Origin of the sequence: Collinsella sp. CLA-ER-H8, from assembly GCF_040092335.1 — a bacterium.
Classification (GTDB): Bacteria; Actinomycetota; Coriobacteriia; order Coriobacteriales; family Coriobacteriaceae; genus Collinsella.
In genome coordinates, this window is sequence record NZ_JBBNLU010000003.1 from 23,223 (window position 1) to 37,163 (window position 13,941).

The 13,941-nt window shown below is 61.9% G+C and carries 13 protein-coding genes and 1 tRNA gene; 9 read left to right on the forward strand and 5 right to left on the reverse strand.

Annotated features, from left to right (window positions below; translation table 11 throughout):
* The first annotated feature begins 5 nt into the window (after positions 1 to 5).
* The 3 genes from AAAX72_RS02495 (at position 6) to AAAX72_RS02505 (ending at position 1,830) form a co-directional block, all read left to right on the forward strand.
* On the forward strand, positions 6 to 455 hold the full coding sequence (locus AAAX72_RS02495; protein WP_022093866.1) for a MarR family transcriptional regulator: 450 nt from the start codon (positions 6 to 8) through the stop codon (positions 453 to 455).
* 119 nt (positions 456 to 574) lie between these two features.
* Positions 575 to 1,429, forward strand: a complete 855-nt coding sequence (locus AAAX72_RS02500) for a DegV family protein (RefSeq protein WP_349128896.1) — start codon at positions 575 to 577, stop codon at positions 1,427 to 1,429.
* 80 nt (positions 1,430 to 1,509) lie between these two features.
* Positions 1,510 to 1,830 (forward strand): MGMT family protein, encoded by a 321-nt coding sequence (locus AAAX72_RS02505; protein ID WP_217107928.1) that lies wholly within the window; start codon positions 1,510 to 1,512, stop codon positions 1,828 to 1,830.
* A 393-nt stretch (positions 1,831 to 2,223) separates the two neighbouring features.
* Here the strand turns inward: AAAX72_RS02505 and trpS are convergent, their stop codons facing one another.
* Together trpS and AAAX72_RS02515 are read right to left on the reverse strand one after the other, a co-directional pair.
* On the reverse strand, positions 2,224 to 3,273 hold the full coding sequence (gene trpS, locus AAAX72_RS02510) for a tryptophan--tRNA ligase (protein WP_035137246.1): 1,050 nt from the start codon (positions 3,271 to 3,273) through the stop codon (positions 2,224 to 2,226).
* A 159-nt stretch (positions 3,274 to 3,432) separates the two neighbouring features.
* Complete coding sequence (locus tag AAAX72_RS02515) at positions 3,433 to 4,632, reverse strand: MraY family glycosyltransferase (protein ID WP_349128897.1); 1,200 nt, start codon at positions 4,630 to 4,632, stop codon at positions 3,433 to 3,435.
* A gap of 525 nt (positions 4,633 to 5,157) precedes the next feature.
* On the opposite strand from AAAX72_RS02515, the gene AAAX72_RS02520 reads away from it, so the two are divergent.
* The 5 genes from AAAX72_RS02520 to proB all read left to right on the forward strand — a co-directional run bounded on the left by AAAX72_RS02520 (position 5,158) and on the right by proB (position 9,638).
* Entirely contained in the window at positions 5,158 to 6,096 is a 939-nt protein-coding gene (locus AAAX72_RS02520) for a radical SAM protein (protein ID WP_349128898.1), read from the forward strand.
* A gap of 150 nt (positions 6,097 to 6,246) precedes the next feature.
* Positions 6,247 to 6,322 (forward strand) — tRNA-Ala (locus AAAX72_RS02525).
* Positions 6,323 to 6,383: 61 nt separating this feature from the next.
* Positions 6,384 to 6,842 (forward strand): hypothetical protein, encoded by a 459-nt coding sequence (locus tag AAAX72_RS02530; protein WP_349128900.1) that lies wholly within the window; start codon positions 6,384 to 6,386, stop codon positions 6,840 to 6,842.
* A gap of 82 nt (positions 6,843 to 6,924) precedes the next feature.
* A complete protein-coding gene (locus AAAX72_RS02535; protein ID WP_035137238.1) occupies positions 6,925 to 8,430 on the forward strand; it encodes a nicotinate phosphoribosyltransferase in 1,506 nt (501 codons plus the stop codon).
* 80 nt (positions 8,431 to 8,510) lie between these two features.
* The gene (gene proB, locus AAAX72_RS02540) at positions 8,511 to 9,638 is read left to right on the forward strand and encodes a glutamate 5-kinase (protein ID WP_035137237.1); all 1,128 of its coding nucleotides are present in this window, start codon (positions 8,511 to 8,513) and stop codon (positions 9,636 to 9,638) included.
* A gap of 99 nt (positions 9,639 to 9,737) precedes the next feature.
* Here proB and AAAX72_RS02545 read toward each other — a convergent pair whose 3' ends face one another.
* Positions 9,738 to 11,156, reverse strand: a complete 1,419-nt coding sequence (locus tag AAAX72_RS02545) for an alpha/beta fold hydrolase (protein ID WP_349128901.1) — start codon at positions 11,154 to 11,156, stop codon at positions 9,738 to 9,740.
* Positions 11,157 to 11,268: 112 nt separating this feature from the next.
* Here AAAX72_RS02545 and AAAX72_RS02550 point away from each other — a divergent pair, with 112 nt between their 5' ends.
* Positions 11,269 to 12,555 (forward strand): glutamate-5-semialdehyde dehydrogenase, encoded by a 1,287-nt coding sequence (locus AAAX72_RS02550; RefSeq protein WP_349128902.1) that lies wholly within the window; start codon positions 11,269 to 11,271, stop codon positions 12,553 to 12,555.
* 69 nt (positions 12,556 to 12,624) lie between these two features.
* Here the strand turns inward: AAAX72_RS02550 and AAAX72_RS02555 are convergent, their stop codons facing one another.
* Together AAAX72_RS02555 and AAAX72_RS02560 are read right to left on the reverse strand one after the other, a co-directional pair.
* Positions 12,625 to 13,224 (reverse strand): HD domain-containing protein, encoded by a 600-nt coding sequence (locus AAAX72_RS02555; protein WP_349128904.1) that lies wholly within the window; start codon positions 13,222 to 13,224, stop codon positions 12,625 to 12,627.
* A 108-nt stretch (positions 13,225 to 13,332) separates the two neighbouring features.
* Positions 13,333 to 13,818, reverse strand: coding sequence for a CarD family transcriptional regulator (locus AAAX72_RS02560; RefSeq protein ID WP_022094807.1), 486 nt, complete (start codon positions 13,816 to 13,818; stop codon positions 13,333 to 13,335).
* Positions 13,819 to 13,941 lie beyond the last annotated feature (123 nt).

Here is a 13,941-nt window from a genome sequence, read left to right on the forward strand (position 1 = left end):
CTCCCATGCAGCAGAACGACGAGACACGTTTCGAGGACTTTGTCGGACTGATCAGCGGGCTCTACAAGGAGATCCAGCGCATTAAGACATCCGAGGGCGCAAGGCTGGGCCTCAAGGGCTCCGACGTGATGTGCCTGTACTATCTTGAGCGCAGCAAGGACGGCCTGACTGGCGCTGACCTGGCTCGCATGGCAGGCGTGACCCGCGCCGCCGTCTCGCGTACGCTCGCGCATCTGGAGGAGGGCGGCTACGTCGAGGTCGATGATTCGGGCGATGCCGCCGTTAAGTATCGTGCTCCGGTGCGTCTGACCGCTCTGGGCGGCGAGAGCATGAGCGAGGCGGACCGCATCATTCGCGAGGTGCTCGATACCACCGGTAAGGCTATGGGTGTGGAGCAGCGCGAGCAGATGTATGCGTCGCTGCGTACGATTCTCAACACCCTGCGCGAGATCTAAGGTCGTCAAGGCTTTTGCTTCCAATTAACAACTGCATAGTCCTGTTTGAGCGCGTATACCGTGCTGGGGCCTTGCTGTCAAAATTCCCTGCGCGGGACCTGCGCAAGAAAGGATTCGCTATGTCCGTCCGTATTATTACCGATTCCGCAAGCGATATGTCACCGGCCGAGCACCCAGCATTGGCCGTTTTGCCACTGTCCGTCACCTTTGGCACCGATGTGTACATGGATGGCATCGACATCGATCACCAGCGCTTTTACGAGATGCTCGTGGAGCGCGATGAGCTGCCCAAGACCGGCCAGGTCAACCCGTACGCGTTTTCGCAGGCGATTGCCAAGGTTCGTGAAGCCGGCGATGAGGCTGTGATTATTACCGTGGGCGCTAAGCTATCAGGCACCAATCAGAGTGCCCGTACCGCACTTGCCGAGGCGCCGGGCGGCGACGTGTACGTGGTGGATAGCAATAACGTCACTCTGGGCGAGCGTGTCCTGGTCGAGTATGCCCTGCGCCTGGTGAACGAGGGCCGTAGTGCGGCCCAGATCGCGGCGGCCGTCGAGGCCGTCCGTGACCGCGTGGTCGTCATCGGCCTGCTCGAGACGCTGGAGTACCTGGTGCGCGGCGGTCGTCTGTCTGCTGCGGCCGGCGCCGTGGGCACGCTGCTCAACGTAAAGCCTGTGGTGGCTGTCGAGGACGGTCTGATCGTGCAGCTGGGCAAGGCGCGCGGTTCCAAGAACGGCCGCAACCTGCTGAACCAAAAGGTCGAAAAGGCGGGCGGCATCGACTTTTCCATGCCGCTGGCGCTCGGCTATACGGGTCTTTCGGATGCGGTGCTCAAGAAGTATATCGAGGACAGCGCGGCACTTTGGGCTGGCCACACCGAGGGCGAGTTGCCCGTTCACACCATCGGCGCCACCATCGGTACCCACGTAGGCCCTGGCGCCGTAGCCGTAGCCTTCTTCCAGCCCGCCAACTAACTGACCTGCCATAAACCACCACAAAGGTGCCTGTCCCCTTTGCGGTGGTTTATGCTTTTCAGGGTGGAAGGGAGCGAGCAATGGCGTCTGAGGGCTTTTTTGAACGGGTGTACGAGGTGGTCGAGCAGATCCCCGAGGGGATGGTCGCCACGTATGGTCAGGTGGCGCTGCTTGCCGGTCGACCACGAAGTGCGCGGTATGTGGGGTATGCCCTGCATAGCAATCCGCGCCCCGGCGAGATTCCCTGTCACCGCGTGGTGTTTGCCGACGGGCGCATATGCGAGGGTTTTGCTTTTGGCGGTCCCGATGCTCAACGTGAGCTTTTGCTAGGGGAGGGTGTGGCGTTTAAGGACGACATGCACGTCGACCTGGCCGTCTGTCGTTGGCCTGCCGGACTCTAACAGCTCTGCCGTGGCCAGAACCACCACAAAGGTGCCTGTCCCCTTTGTGGTGGTTTTCTGTTGCAGGTTTACCGGGGCTAACTTATGGAGAAGCTATGGCGGCGAATATTGATGCTGCAAAGTAAACCACGGTGAACTATGTTGTATTCAACAACGGAGCAGGCAATAGGCGATGAAAAAGCCTGCCCTGTTGAGTTTGATTCGCATTCCTCCCCTCTGTGCGATTCAACGGTGTACTTCGGGAACGGGCCCGCCGGCAACTGACTGCCGGCGGGCCCGTTCCTGTTTATCGGGGGAGTGCAATGGGCGGAGCCGAAGCAGTCCGGCTCCGAAAAAGGCGGACGTCGTAGCGCCCGCCCTAAAGCAATCGAAAGCTCAAGCCAGCAAATCGGTCTAGTACACCATGCCCATGGCGTCCTGAACCTCTGCCAGGGTCTGATCGGCGATCTCGTTGGCGCGACGGTTGCCCTCGTGCAGGACGTCCTTCACATAGTCCAGATCGTTCTCGTAGCGCTGGCGACGCTCGCGGATCGGTGCGAAGTACTCGTTGACGGCCTCGGTCACGTACTTCTTGAGCTGGCCGGAGCCGCCCATGCCAATCTCCTCGGCAATCTCGACCTCGGAGCGACCGGTGCAGATGGCGGCTGTCGAAAGCAGGCCAGACACGCCGGGGCGGTTCTCGGGATCGAATGTGATCATGCGCTCGGAGTCGGTCTGGCTCTTCTTGATGCGTTTGGCCGTCTCCTCGGCGGTCATCGAAATATTGATGGCGTTGCCATAGCTCTTGCTCATCTTGCGACCGTCCAGGCCCGGCAGCAGCGGGGTCTCGGACAGCAGCGCATCGACCTCGGGGAACACCTTGCCGTAGCGGTTGTTAAAGCGGCGGGCGATGGTGCGGGTAAGCTCGATGTGCGGTAGCTGGTCGCGACCGACGGGCACCACGTTGCCCTTGCAGAACAGGATGTCGCAGGCCTGGTGCACCGGGTAGGTGAGCAGAAGGCCGGTGAGCTCGTGGCCCGAGGCCTCCATTTCGGCCTTGACCGTGGGGTTGCGCGCCAGCTCGGCCTCGGAGACCAGCGACAGGAACGGCAGCATGAGCTGGTTGGCTGCGGGCACAGCGGAGTGCGCGTAGATCATGGTCTTGTCGGGGTCGATACCGCAGGCAAGGTAGTCCATGACCATGTTGTACACGTTGTCCTGGATATGCTCGGTGGTGTCGCGGTCGGTGATGACCTGGTAGTCGGCGATGAGCACGTTGGTCTTGGCGCCCATGTTCTGCAGCTCAACGCGGCCCTTGAGGGTGCCAAAGTAGTGGCCCAGGTGCAGACGGCCGGTGGGGCGGTCGCCGGTGAGCATGGTGAACTTCTCGGGCGTTTTGGTCAGGCCCTCGCGAATGGCGTTGCTCTTTTGCAGCGCGACTTCGTAGCTGTTCTCGTTTGGCATGATTGCTCCTAACGTATCTTCATGGGTCAAGATGATAACGCGTTTATTGGAGGGGCGGGGCGTAAGTAGGCGAGGGGCGGGAGAAGGGTGGCTTGTGCGATGGGCGCGGCGCGGCCGCGCTTGGCCAACGGTGCCTTGGCACATCCTCGGCAGCTTGCCCTAGAGCTTGTGGTGGCGCTCTTCTTTGCGCTCCTCGGCTGCCTGCTCCTCCTGCTTAAAAGCGGGGTCGTCGGGGGTGACCAGCTCATCTTCGTGCGTGCGCTTGTTGTAATGGTGGAGCAGCACGGGCTCAAATAGATGTAGATGCCTGGCGAAGGCCGCCGAGCCAATGGCGAGCACGGTAAAGATGAGCACGCGCATGGGCACCTCGACCTGGTTAATCGCGGCGGCGCCGGCCGAAAGCATGATGCACCAGGCATAGATGAGCAGCACGGCCTGTTTTTGGTTGTAGCCTTCTTGGATCAGGCGGTGGTGGATGTGGCCCTTGTCGGCCTGCCCGATGCTAATGTGGGCGCGCTTGCGGCGCACAATGGCGCTAAACGTGTCGATGATGGGCACGCCGGCAACGATGAGCGGGATGATAAGCGAGGTGAGTGCGGCGGTGCGGCTCACGTTGAGCAGCGAGATGGAGCCCAGCGCAAAGCCCAGAAGCAACGACCCCGAGTCGCCCAAGAAGATGCTTGCGGGGTTGAAGTTGTAGCGCAAAAAGGCCAGACAGGCGCCAAAGAGCGCAATGGAGAGCGCGGCGGCGTCGATGCGGCCTGAGAGAACAGCCATCGAAAACATGGTGAACGATGCGATGCCGCAGATGCCCGTGGCCAAGCCGTCGAGGCCGTCGATGAGGTTAATGATGTTGGTGAATGCCACCAGATAGATCACGGTAATGGGGTAGGCGAGCCATCCGAGCATGATCTCGCCGGGAGCAAACGGGTTGACGATGACGCCGATCCGCAGGCCGCCCATGCAGGCGATAAGCGCGGCGAGGACCTGTCCGGCCAGCTTTTGCTTGGGCGTGAGCTGGAAGACGTCGTCGATAGCGCCGGTCGCAAAGATAACGGTAAAAGAAAGCGCAAGTATGGGGTACCTGATGTGCAGACGGGGGTGGGGCACCAAAACGGGCGGCCAACCCAGGTACCAGGTGCCTAGGATTTGCACAGTGCAGGCGACGACCAGGCCCAAAAACACCGCCGTTCCGCCCAAACGCGGGATGGGCTTGGTGTTGATGCGGCGCTTAGAAGGATAGTCGACGGCGTCGAGCTTGATTGCCAAGCGCTTGACCAGGGGCACCGCGAGGAAGGTCGTGATAAAGGCCGCCGCTGCCACGCATAGGTACGGTATGTAGCTCGGGGATGAAGCCATGAATCTAAAAACCGCCAAGCGTCGAAGGAAAAGGTCAGAAGAACGCCATGCGCAAAGGGCATAGCCGAACCATAATACTCGACCAAGGGGGGTGCATGGAATTGCACGCAGCGATAATCACGCGCTTACCAGATATTGGGATGTTGTCGATGGCTTGTCGGGATGCCGGCGGTGATCCATATGGACTGTAATGGTGATTTTCGGCAAAAGAAAACCACCCCCCACGTTACGAAAATGAACCCACCTAAAACAGGTGGGTGCCCTCATCGACTGTTCCAGCGTCCTTAACAACGAAGGATACCTGTACTAGGTACGACTGTGTGGGCTCCCTAAATAAACGCGACGGTTCACCCAGTTGCTCCGCGGGGGGCGGAATACCTACATCATAAAGCGGCACTTTATCGATTCCAGTCTTGACATTACAAAAATCGTGTCGGACGATTACGGCGCCTTGGGCTCGAGCCGTCTGTGGGGTTGATCCCTTTACGTTTGAGCTGCTGAATCGTTGTTTTGGAGCATGGTTTTATGCCGACGTCGTTGACCGAACTTTTTTCGCCCGCCTGCCATTTGTGTCCGCGCCGTTGCGGTGCGGCGCGCGATGAGGGCGCGCACGGCGTCTGCGGTGCTAACGACACGCTCAAGGTGGCCCGCGCCGCGCTTCATATGTGGGAGGAGCCGCCTATCTCGGGCGAGGCCGGTTCGGGCACGATCTTCTTTAGTGGCTGCTCGCTCAAATGTATCTACTGCCAGAACCACGAGATCTCGACCGGCAATTTTGGCCTTGAGATTTCGCCTGAGCGCCTGGTCGAGATTATGCTGGAACTGCAGGACCAGGGTGCCAACAACATCAATTTGGTGACGGCGACGCACTATGCGCACCTGTTGCCGGCTGCGATTGCCGCGGCACGGGCGCGCGGACTGGTTATCCCAATCGTCTACAACACGAGTGGTTACGAGCGCGCGAGTGCCGTGGCGGCGCTGGGCGACCTGGTCGATGTGTGGCTCACCGACTTTAAATATGCCGATGCCGGGCTTGCGCAGTCGCTCTCCCATATAAAGGATTACCCGCGTGTGGCCGTGTCGGGTCTGGCCCAGATGGCGCGCGAGATCGAGCGCCGCGGGGGAGAGTTGGTGGACGAGGACGGGCTTATGAAGCGTGGCATGATCGTGCGTCACCTGGTGCTTCCGGGGCATGCAGACGATTCGTGTCGCGTGCTGGACCTGGTGTGGCGGACGGTGGGCGACGTGCCGATCTCGGTTATGAACCAGTACACGCCCAATGCGCTCATGCGCGAGCAGGGCGGCGACCTGGCACGCGCCGTGACGCGCGAGGAGTACGAGCAGGTGCTCGACCATGCCGACGACCTGGGCTTTACGACGATGTTCTGGCAAGAGGGCGGCGCGGTAGACGAGAGCTTCACCCCGGCCTTCGACACCACCGGTGTTCTTACCAGCGCAAAGTAGTGCGTTCGTCGATGATTTTTCTGGGACGGGGATAAAAAATCATCGAGAGCATCGCCTGTTCGAAAAGTTGCCAAAATAGCCGTGCCCCAAAAAGACTGGTTATTGGGCGTTGACAGTTGGCGAGCCGTAGGTAAAATATCAACTTGTCCTGGGGACGTAGCTCAGTTGGGAGAGCGCTGCCGTCGCATGGCAGAGGCCGAGGGTTCGACTCCCTTCGTCTCCACCATTGGATTTGATAAGCCGCTGACATTGTGTCGGCGGCTTTTTTTAAAAGAAAGGGCTATACCATGGCCGAGCTTGAGTCCCAACCATTGTCCGACGAGGAGCGCGCTGAGTTGGAAGAGCTCCGCGCTGAGAAGGCCCGCCGCGAGGCTCGGGAAGAGGCCCGTCGCGAGCGTGAGGAGCTGGCTGCCCTGCGCGCCGAACGTGCGAAGGCCGAGGAGGTCGCCTCGAACGCCGCATCCGAGCGCAAGCCCGCGCCCGCACCCAAGCCCGCTGCTGCGAAGCCTGCACCTGCCGCGCCCAAACCTCAGCCTAAAAAGGCCGCTCGTCCCAAGTCCGTCGAGCCCAAGCCGAGCCGTGACGAGATGACCTTTGCCCAGCGCATGGTTACCTCCAAGGAACCTACGGGCGAGAACGAGATCCCTGGCATGGCGCCGGCTCAAAAAATCATCATTGTCCTTGCCCTCATCGCGTTTATCGTCTTTATGGTTTACACGATCACGGGCAGCATGGGCCTGCACTAACCTGTTCGCGCCGGGCTCCATGCCCGCACGTCCGCCTCGCCCAACCCTCAACCTCTGCACAACACATCCGAAAGGTCGCCCCATGGCTTTGACCGACATCTCGCATCCCACCGACATTGCAATGCTCACCGATCTGTACGAGCTCACTATGGCCCAGGGCCTGTGGGAGAGCGGCAAGGCCAATGAGCAGGGTTGTTTTACCGCGTTTTACCGCGACCATCCCTTTGGCAGCGCCTATGCCGTCATGTGCGGCACCGCCGAGCTGCCCGAGCTGGTCGAGAACCTGCGCTTTACGCCCGAGGATATCGACTACCTCGCATCGCTTGAGGCCCCGGCCGGCGGCGCGATGTTTAAGTCCGCATTCCTCGACTATCTGCGCGATTTTCGTGCGCATGTAAACATCGACGCCGTGCCCGAGGGCGAGCTCGTCTTTCCGCGCGAGCCCATGGTGCGCGTCACCGGCCCCGCGCTGGAGTGCCAGCTGCTCGAGACGGCGCTGCTCAACATCGTCGGGTTCCAGACGCTTGTCGCCACCAAGACGGCGCGCGTGGTGCTCGCCGCTGACGGTCGCCCCGTGGCGGAGTTTGGCCTGCGCCGTGCCCAGGGCCCCGATGGCGGCCTAGCTGTTGCGCGCGCGAGCTACGTTGCCGGCTGCTCCTCTACGTCCAATGTGCTCGCCGGCCGCCGCTACGGTATTCCCGTCTTTGGCACGCATGCGCACAGCTGGGTGATGAGCTTCGATTCCGAGCTCGAGGCCTTCCGCGCCTTTGCCAAGTCGAGCCCCAAGAACTGCACGCTGCTCATCGACACCTATGACGTGCGCGAGGGCTGCGAGCATGCCATTACGGTTGCCAAGGAGATGGAGGCGGTGGGCGAGCGCCTGTCGGCTATTCGCATCGACTCCGGCGACCTTGCCAAGCTCTCCAAGTATGTTCGCGGCCGTTTTGATGCCGAGGGCCTGCCCTATGTGGGGATCTCGGTTTCTAACGATCTGGATGAGTACACGATTCAGTCGCTGCTCGACCAGGGCGCGCCCATCGACAGCTTTGGCGTGGGTACCAAGCTTGCGACCTGCTATGACCAGCCGGCGCTGGGCGGCGTGTACAAGCTTTCCGCCCGCCGTGCGAGCGAGGCCGACCCGTGGACGCCGGTGGTCAAGCTCTCCGAGCAGCCCTACAAGCGCACGATCCCGGGCGTGCAGCGTGTGCGCCGCTATTACGACGGCTTTGGCGGCCCGGTCTGCGACATGATCTACGACGAGGACCATCTGGCGGGGGAGGGCGCCGCGCGCGGCAATACCCTCGTGGCCGTGAATGATGCCGCCCTGGTGACCGACGTGTCGGAGCTTGAGTATCGCGAGCTGCTGGTGCCGATCGTGCGCGATGGCAGCGCAGTGGCTCCGCGTGAGAGCATCCAGGACGCGCGCGAGCGCTGTGTTTGGGCGCTCGATCATCTGGACGCAGCTTTCAAGCGCTTCCTGTACCCGCAGACCTATGTGGTGGGCATGGAGCAGGGCCTGGCTCAGGTGCGCGACGAGCTCGTGCGCAAGAACATGGCCGCGGCCTCGGCTTTCCCCTGGGCAAAATGATCAGCATGCGACGGAAGATAACGGATCATTTTCTCGCTTGCCCGTTCGCCCGTTCGCTGAACAGTTGATTGGTTTGACGTATGACGACTTCTTATAAAACGATGGTGGTAAAGATCGGTTCGTCCACGGTGGTGGGCGCCGATGGCAAGGTCAACCGCGCCTTTATCGGCGGACTTGCCGATCAAGCCGCAGCGCTGCGCAAGCTCGGCTGGCGTCTGGTCGTGGTGAGCTCGGGCGCTATCGCCTGTGGCTATCCCGTGTTGGGCTTCGACCGCAAGCCGGTCGGCGACCTTCCGAGCCTGCAGGCCTGCGCCTCGGCTGGTCAGTGCATCATCTCGTCGGCCTACGACGAGGAGTTCCATGCGCGCGACCTGCTCACCTCGCTCGTGCTGCTCACGCGTCACGACACGGCGCGTCGCACGTCCTACCTGCACGCGCGCGACGCCCTGCTGCGTCTGGTGGAGCTGGGCGTGGTGCCGGTCGTCAACGAGAACGACACCGTTACCGTCGACGAGATCAAGTTTGGCGACAACGACACGCTGGCGGCGCTCGTGAGCTGCCTGGTTTCCGCCGACCTGTGCGTGACGCTGTCCGACATCGACGGCCTCTACACCGCCAATCCGCACGAGGATCCGACGGCCGAGTTTGTCCCGGTCGTGCATAAGATCGATGCCAAGATCATTGCCTCGGCGGGTGATTCTTCGACCTCGGTGGGTACGGGCGGCATGATCACCAAGATTCGCGCGAGCCGCATCCTGATGACGGCGGGCATTCAGAGCGTGATTTGCTCGGGCGAGGAGCCCGATGCCCTCGTGCGTCTCGCCCGCGGCGAGAGCGTGGGAACCCTGTTCGATCCGCCGGCGGAGCGCCTGGACATCGCACCCCGCAAACTGTGGATCGCGCTGGGCGACAAGGCCCACGGCTCGGTGACGGTTGATGACGGTGCTGCGAAGGCGCTGGTCAGCCGTGGCTCTTCCCTGCTTGCGGTGGGTATTCGCGAGGTCGATGGCCAGTTTGCCGAGGGCGATGTGCTCGATGTGTGCGATCCGAGCGGTATGGTCGTCGCCCGCGGTATCGCCGAGGCCGATTCGGACGTGCTGGAGCTTGCAGCCGGCCGCCGCCAGGACCAGATCGCCAGCAACCGCCTGCTCGCTAACCTGGCCGAGAAGCCGGCGATACACAGGGATAACTTGATCGTATTTGCATAAAGAAAGACAGCGCTGCGGATCGTTTCCTGCAGCGCTGTCTTTCTCGTGCCGGCACTTGGGGACGTTCCTTATGTGCCGGCACTTTGGGACACTCCTTAGCTAGAAGATCCGGCGCAGGTCTCCGCGGTTGAGCGCTTCGTCGAAGAGGTGCTTGAACACCACGCTGCCGTGCAGGCCGTCGTGCTCGAACTCGTTGGTCACCCAGGCATGCGAGTTGCCCACGCGGCTGAGCGTATCGAGCTGCATGCCCGAATCGACGTACATGTCGTCGAAATACACCGCGGCCTGGAGTGGCACCTCGTTGCAGGCTAGGCGCTGCGGGTCGTAGATCTTGTCCCAGCTGGTGTCTTCCATCAGCAGGTCCATGGCGGGCTTAAACGGCATAAGCTCGGGCATCTGCTCAAACATCCACGGGAACATGGCCTCGCCGGTAAACATGAGCGGGCGCGCGAGTGTGTCGAACTCGGCACGATGGGCCTTCTCCTCTGCTGCGGCCCAGCGAATGGGCATGGTGTCGCCGTCGGCGTAGATAAACTCCTGCAGCGTCCAGTACAGCGGGTTTGTACGCGTGTTGGTGCGCTCGAAGGCGCGCATCAAAAAGCTGTCGGATACCGAGGAGCCGCAGCTAAGCGTACCGTCGCCAGTAACAAACGCGTGATCGATAATCCAATGCATGCGCTCAAAGCTCGGCTTCATGCCAAAGTCGCTGCCCATGAGCTGTAGGCGCTCGACCGTCATCGGCGAGCCGTCGGGCAGCACGGGCTTCTGGGCCTCGAGCGCATCGGCCAGGGCTGCCACGCGGTCGACGTCAGCGGGGTAGCGGTCGTAATACTGCTGCGTCTTGGCGGCCATGCGCGGGAAGGTGTGCGCGTAGACCTCGCTTGCGCTCGCCGGCACGTGGGGGATGCCGCCGCAGGTAAAGCTTGCCGCTATGCCCTCGGGGAAGAGCGACAGATAGCTCAACGTCAAAAAGCCGCCGTAGCTCTGCCCGAGTGTGACCCAGGGCTTGCCGACAAAGCCCACCAGGCGCAGGTACTCAAAATCGCGCACGATGGAGCTGGCGAGGTGGCGCTTGAGGAAATCCGCCTGCGAGCGTGCAGCATCGGAGCCGGCCGCCGTCGCGCGCTCACCCAGTGCCTTGATCGTGCGTCCGTCCACGCAGCTACTGCGTCCGGTGCCGCGCTGGTCGGGAAGGACCACGCGGAAGTGCTTGACGGCCTCCTCGATCCAGCCGTCGCTTGTGGGCGTCAGCGGACGCGGGCTCTCGCCGCCGGGGCCGCCCTGCAAAAACAGGAGCAGTGGCAGATCGTCGTTGATGCGGTCGGGCGCGCAAACCACGCGGTAGAAGAGCTTGATGCTCTCGGGCGCGCCGGCGATGGGTGCCGGCATAGCGCCGCGGCGCATGGTGCTGCCGACGGCCAGGAGCATCGGCTCCAGGCCGCGCCAGTCAAGGGGGACGTCGATGCTGTGGTCCTCGACGTAAAGGCCGGGGACGTGGTACGAAGTGATGAGGGCCATGTGAGTCTTCCGTTCGTTGCGGTGTTTCGGGTTGACCAATTCTACCGCCGCGGGCGAGGCCATGCGCAAATCGGCTACCATGGTTGCAAACTTCTAGGAGAAAGGGCCGCCCATGTCGGTCGATATAGCCACGTATGTCCACGATCTTGCCGTTGCCGCCAAGGCAGCGTCGGCCTCGCTTGCCACGGCGAGCGATGAGCAGCGCCAGGAGGCCGTGCGCGCCATGGCCGCAGCACTGCGCAACGGTGTCGACTCCATCGTCGCCGCCAACGAGCTCGATATGTCCGCTGCGCGCGATGCGGGTACCTCGGCCGGACTGCTCGATCGCCTGCTGCTGACGCCCGAGCGCGTCGAGGGCATGGCCGCCGGCCTGGAAAAGCTCGCCGAGCTGCCCGATCCCGTGGGCCGCGTGCTCGACCACCGTATACTCGCAAGCGGCGTGGACCTGACCCGCGTGAGTGTGCCACTGGGTCTGGTCGCCATGGTGTATGAGGCGCGCCCCAACGTGACGGCCGATGCCGCGGGCATCTGCATCCGCACCGGCAACGCCTGCATTCTGCGCGGCGGCTCGCTGGCCTATCACTCGTGTGCCATGATTGCCGAGCTGCTGGCCGATGCGCTCGAGGCCAAGGGCTTCCCGCGCGAGGCCGTGTCGATGATCGAGTCCACCGACCGCGAGGCCACCGGCGAGCTCATGAAGCTCCGCGGTATTGTCGACGTACTCATTCCGCGCGGAGGTGCAGGCCTGATCCAGCGCTGCGTGCGCGAGTCGCTTGTGCCGGTGATCGAGACGGGCACGGGCAACTGCCACATCTACGTGCATGAATCCGCCGACTTTGATAAGGCGCTCAACATTATCGTTAATGCCAAGACCCAGCGCGTAGGCGTGTGCAATGCCGCCGAGTCGCTGCTGGTCGACCGTGCTGTGGCCGATGCGTTTTTGCCCGCGGTCGTGACCGTGCTGCATGACCACGGCGTGCTGATTCACGGCGACGAGGCAACCTGCGCCGCATGCGCCGATGCCGGGCTTGTGGAGGGCGATGACTACGTCGCCGCGACTGAGGAGGACTGGGGTCGCGAGTACCTGGCGCTCGAGATGAGCGTGAAGGTCGTGGCAAACGAGGACGAGGCCATCGCACACATCAACCGCTACGGCACGATGCACTCCGAGGCCATCGTTGCCGAGGATACGGATGCTTGCGAGCGCTTCCTCGATGCTGTCGATGCCTCGGCCGTGTACTCCAACGCCAGCACTCGCTTTACTGACGGCGGCGAGTTTGGCCTGGGCGCCGAGATCGGCATCTCGACCCAAAAGCTCCACGCCCGTGGCCCCTTTGCCGCCGAGGCCCTCACCACCTACAAATACAAGCTCCGCGGCACCGGCCAGGTCCGCCCCTAACGCCCGCGCAAGAAAAACCACCACAAAGGTGCCTGTCCCCTTTGTGGTGGTTTTAGGTGGCGTGGGCGGTTAGGCCTGGAAGGTATCGCGGTCGGGGGCGAAGGACTGCATGGCCGCGATGGTGCGGTCGAAAAGCTCGGGGAGCTCCCAGCCCAGCATCTCGGCGCCCTGCGTAATCACGTCGCGCGAGCAGCCGGCGGCAAAGCGCTTGTCCTTGAACTTCTTCTTGAGCGACTTGGTCGTAAAGTCCATGACGCTTTTGCTCGGACGCATGATAACGGCGGCCCCGATCAGGCCGGTAAGTTCGTCGCACGCAAATAGGATCTTCTCCATCTGCGACTCGGGCTTGGGCAGCGAGGCGTTGAAATCGGACGTGTGCGTCTGGATGGCGCGAATGAGCTCGGGAGACGCACCTTCGCCCTCAAGAATCTCGGCAGCATAGATGGTGTGGTTCATGGGGTCGTCCTCATGCTCCTCCCAATCCAGGTCGTGCAGCAGACCGACGATGCCCCAAAACTCCTCGTTCTCGGGGTCGAACTCGCGCGCAAAGTAGCGCATAGTGCCCTCGACCGTCTCGCCATGGGTGATGTGGAACGGGTCCTTGTTGTGCTCGTTGAGCAGTTCGAACGCGCGGTCGCGGGTGATTCCGGCGGTAAGCGGCTCTGCCATAAGAGACTCCTTGTGCTCGTGGGTATCGATAAGAATGAATACTACTAGAACAAGAAAACCACCACAAAGGTGCCTGTTTCCTTTGTGGTGGTTTTTGGCGTGGATGGGTTAGTTGAGGGCGGCTTGGGCTAGGCGGGCTTCGGCATCCTCCTCGGTGACGCCCAAGGCCACAGCGAACTCCTCGATGGAGCGGCGCTTGGCTTCCTTGAGTACGCGCATGTAGTAGGAGCTGGGCTTTTTATCAGCTTCCTCGGCCTGGCGAATGCGGTGCATCATGGTCTTTGCCACGCGGACCGTCTCGGGCGCGCCCAGCTTGAGCTGCTGCTTAAAGTGTGTCTCCTCAAGCGAGCTGTTGCGCTCGGTAAAGGTGTCGCACTCCAGCTCGTCATAGTGGCTCAGCAGGTGCTCGGCATCTTGCTGCGAGATGGCGGCGTGCAAACGGTCGGCCTGCGCCACGGGGTACATGAGGATCGTCTGCGCATGTCCCTGCTTGGTCTCGAGCAGCAGCATGGGCTGCGGTGTGTCGTCCCTAAAACCGACGACGGTGCAGACTCCCTGACCCGGATGAATGACGTGTTGACCGATTGAGAACATGCTACCTCCAACTTATACGAATTTACGTATGTCTAGAATAACACGCTGACGTGCGTAAACCCTTACTTTATGCAGGAAAAGCACACAACTCTGATAGGTAAGAGTATTCGATAACAGGCGCAG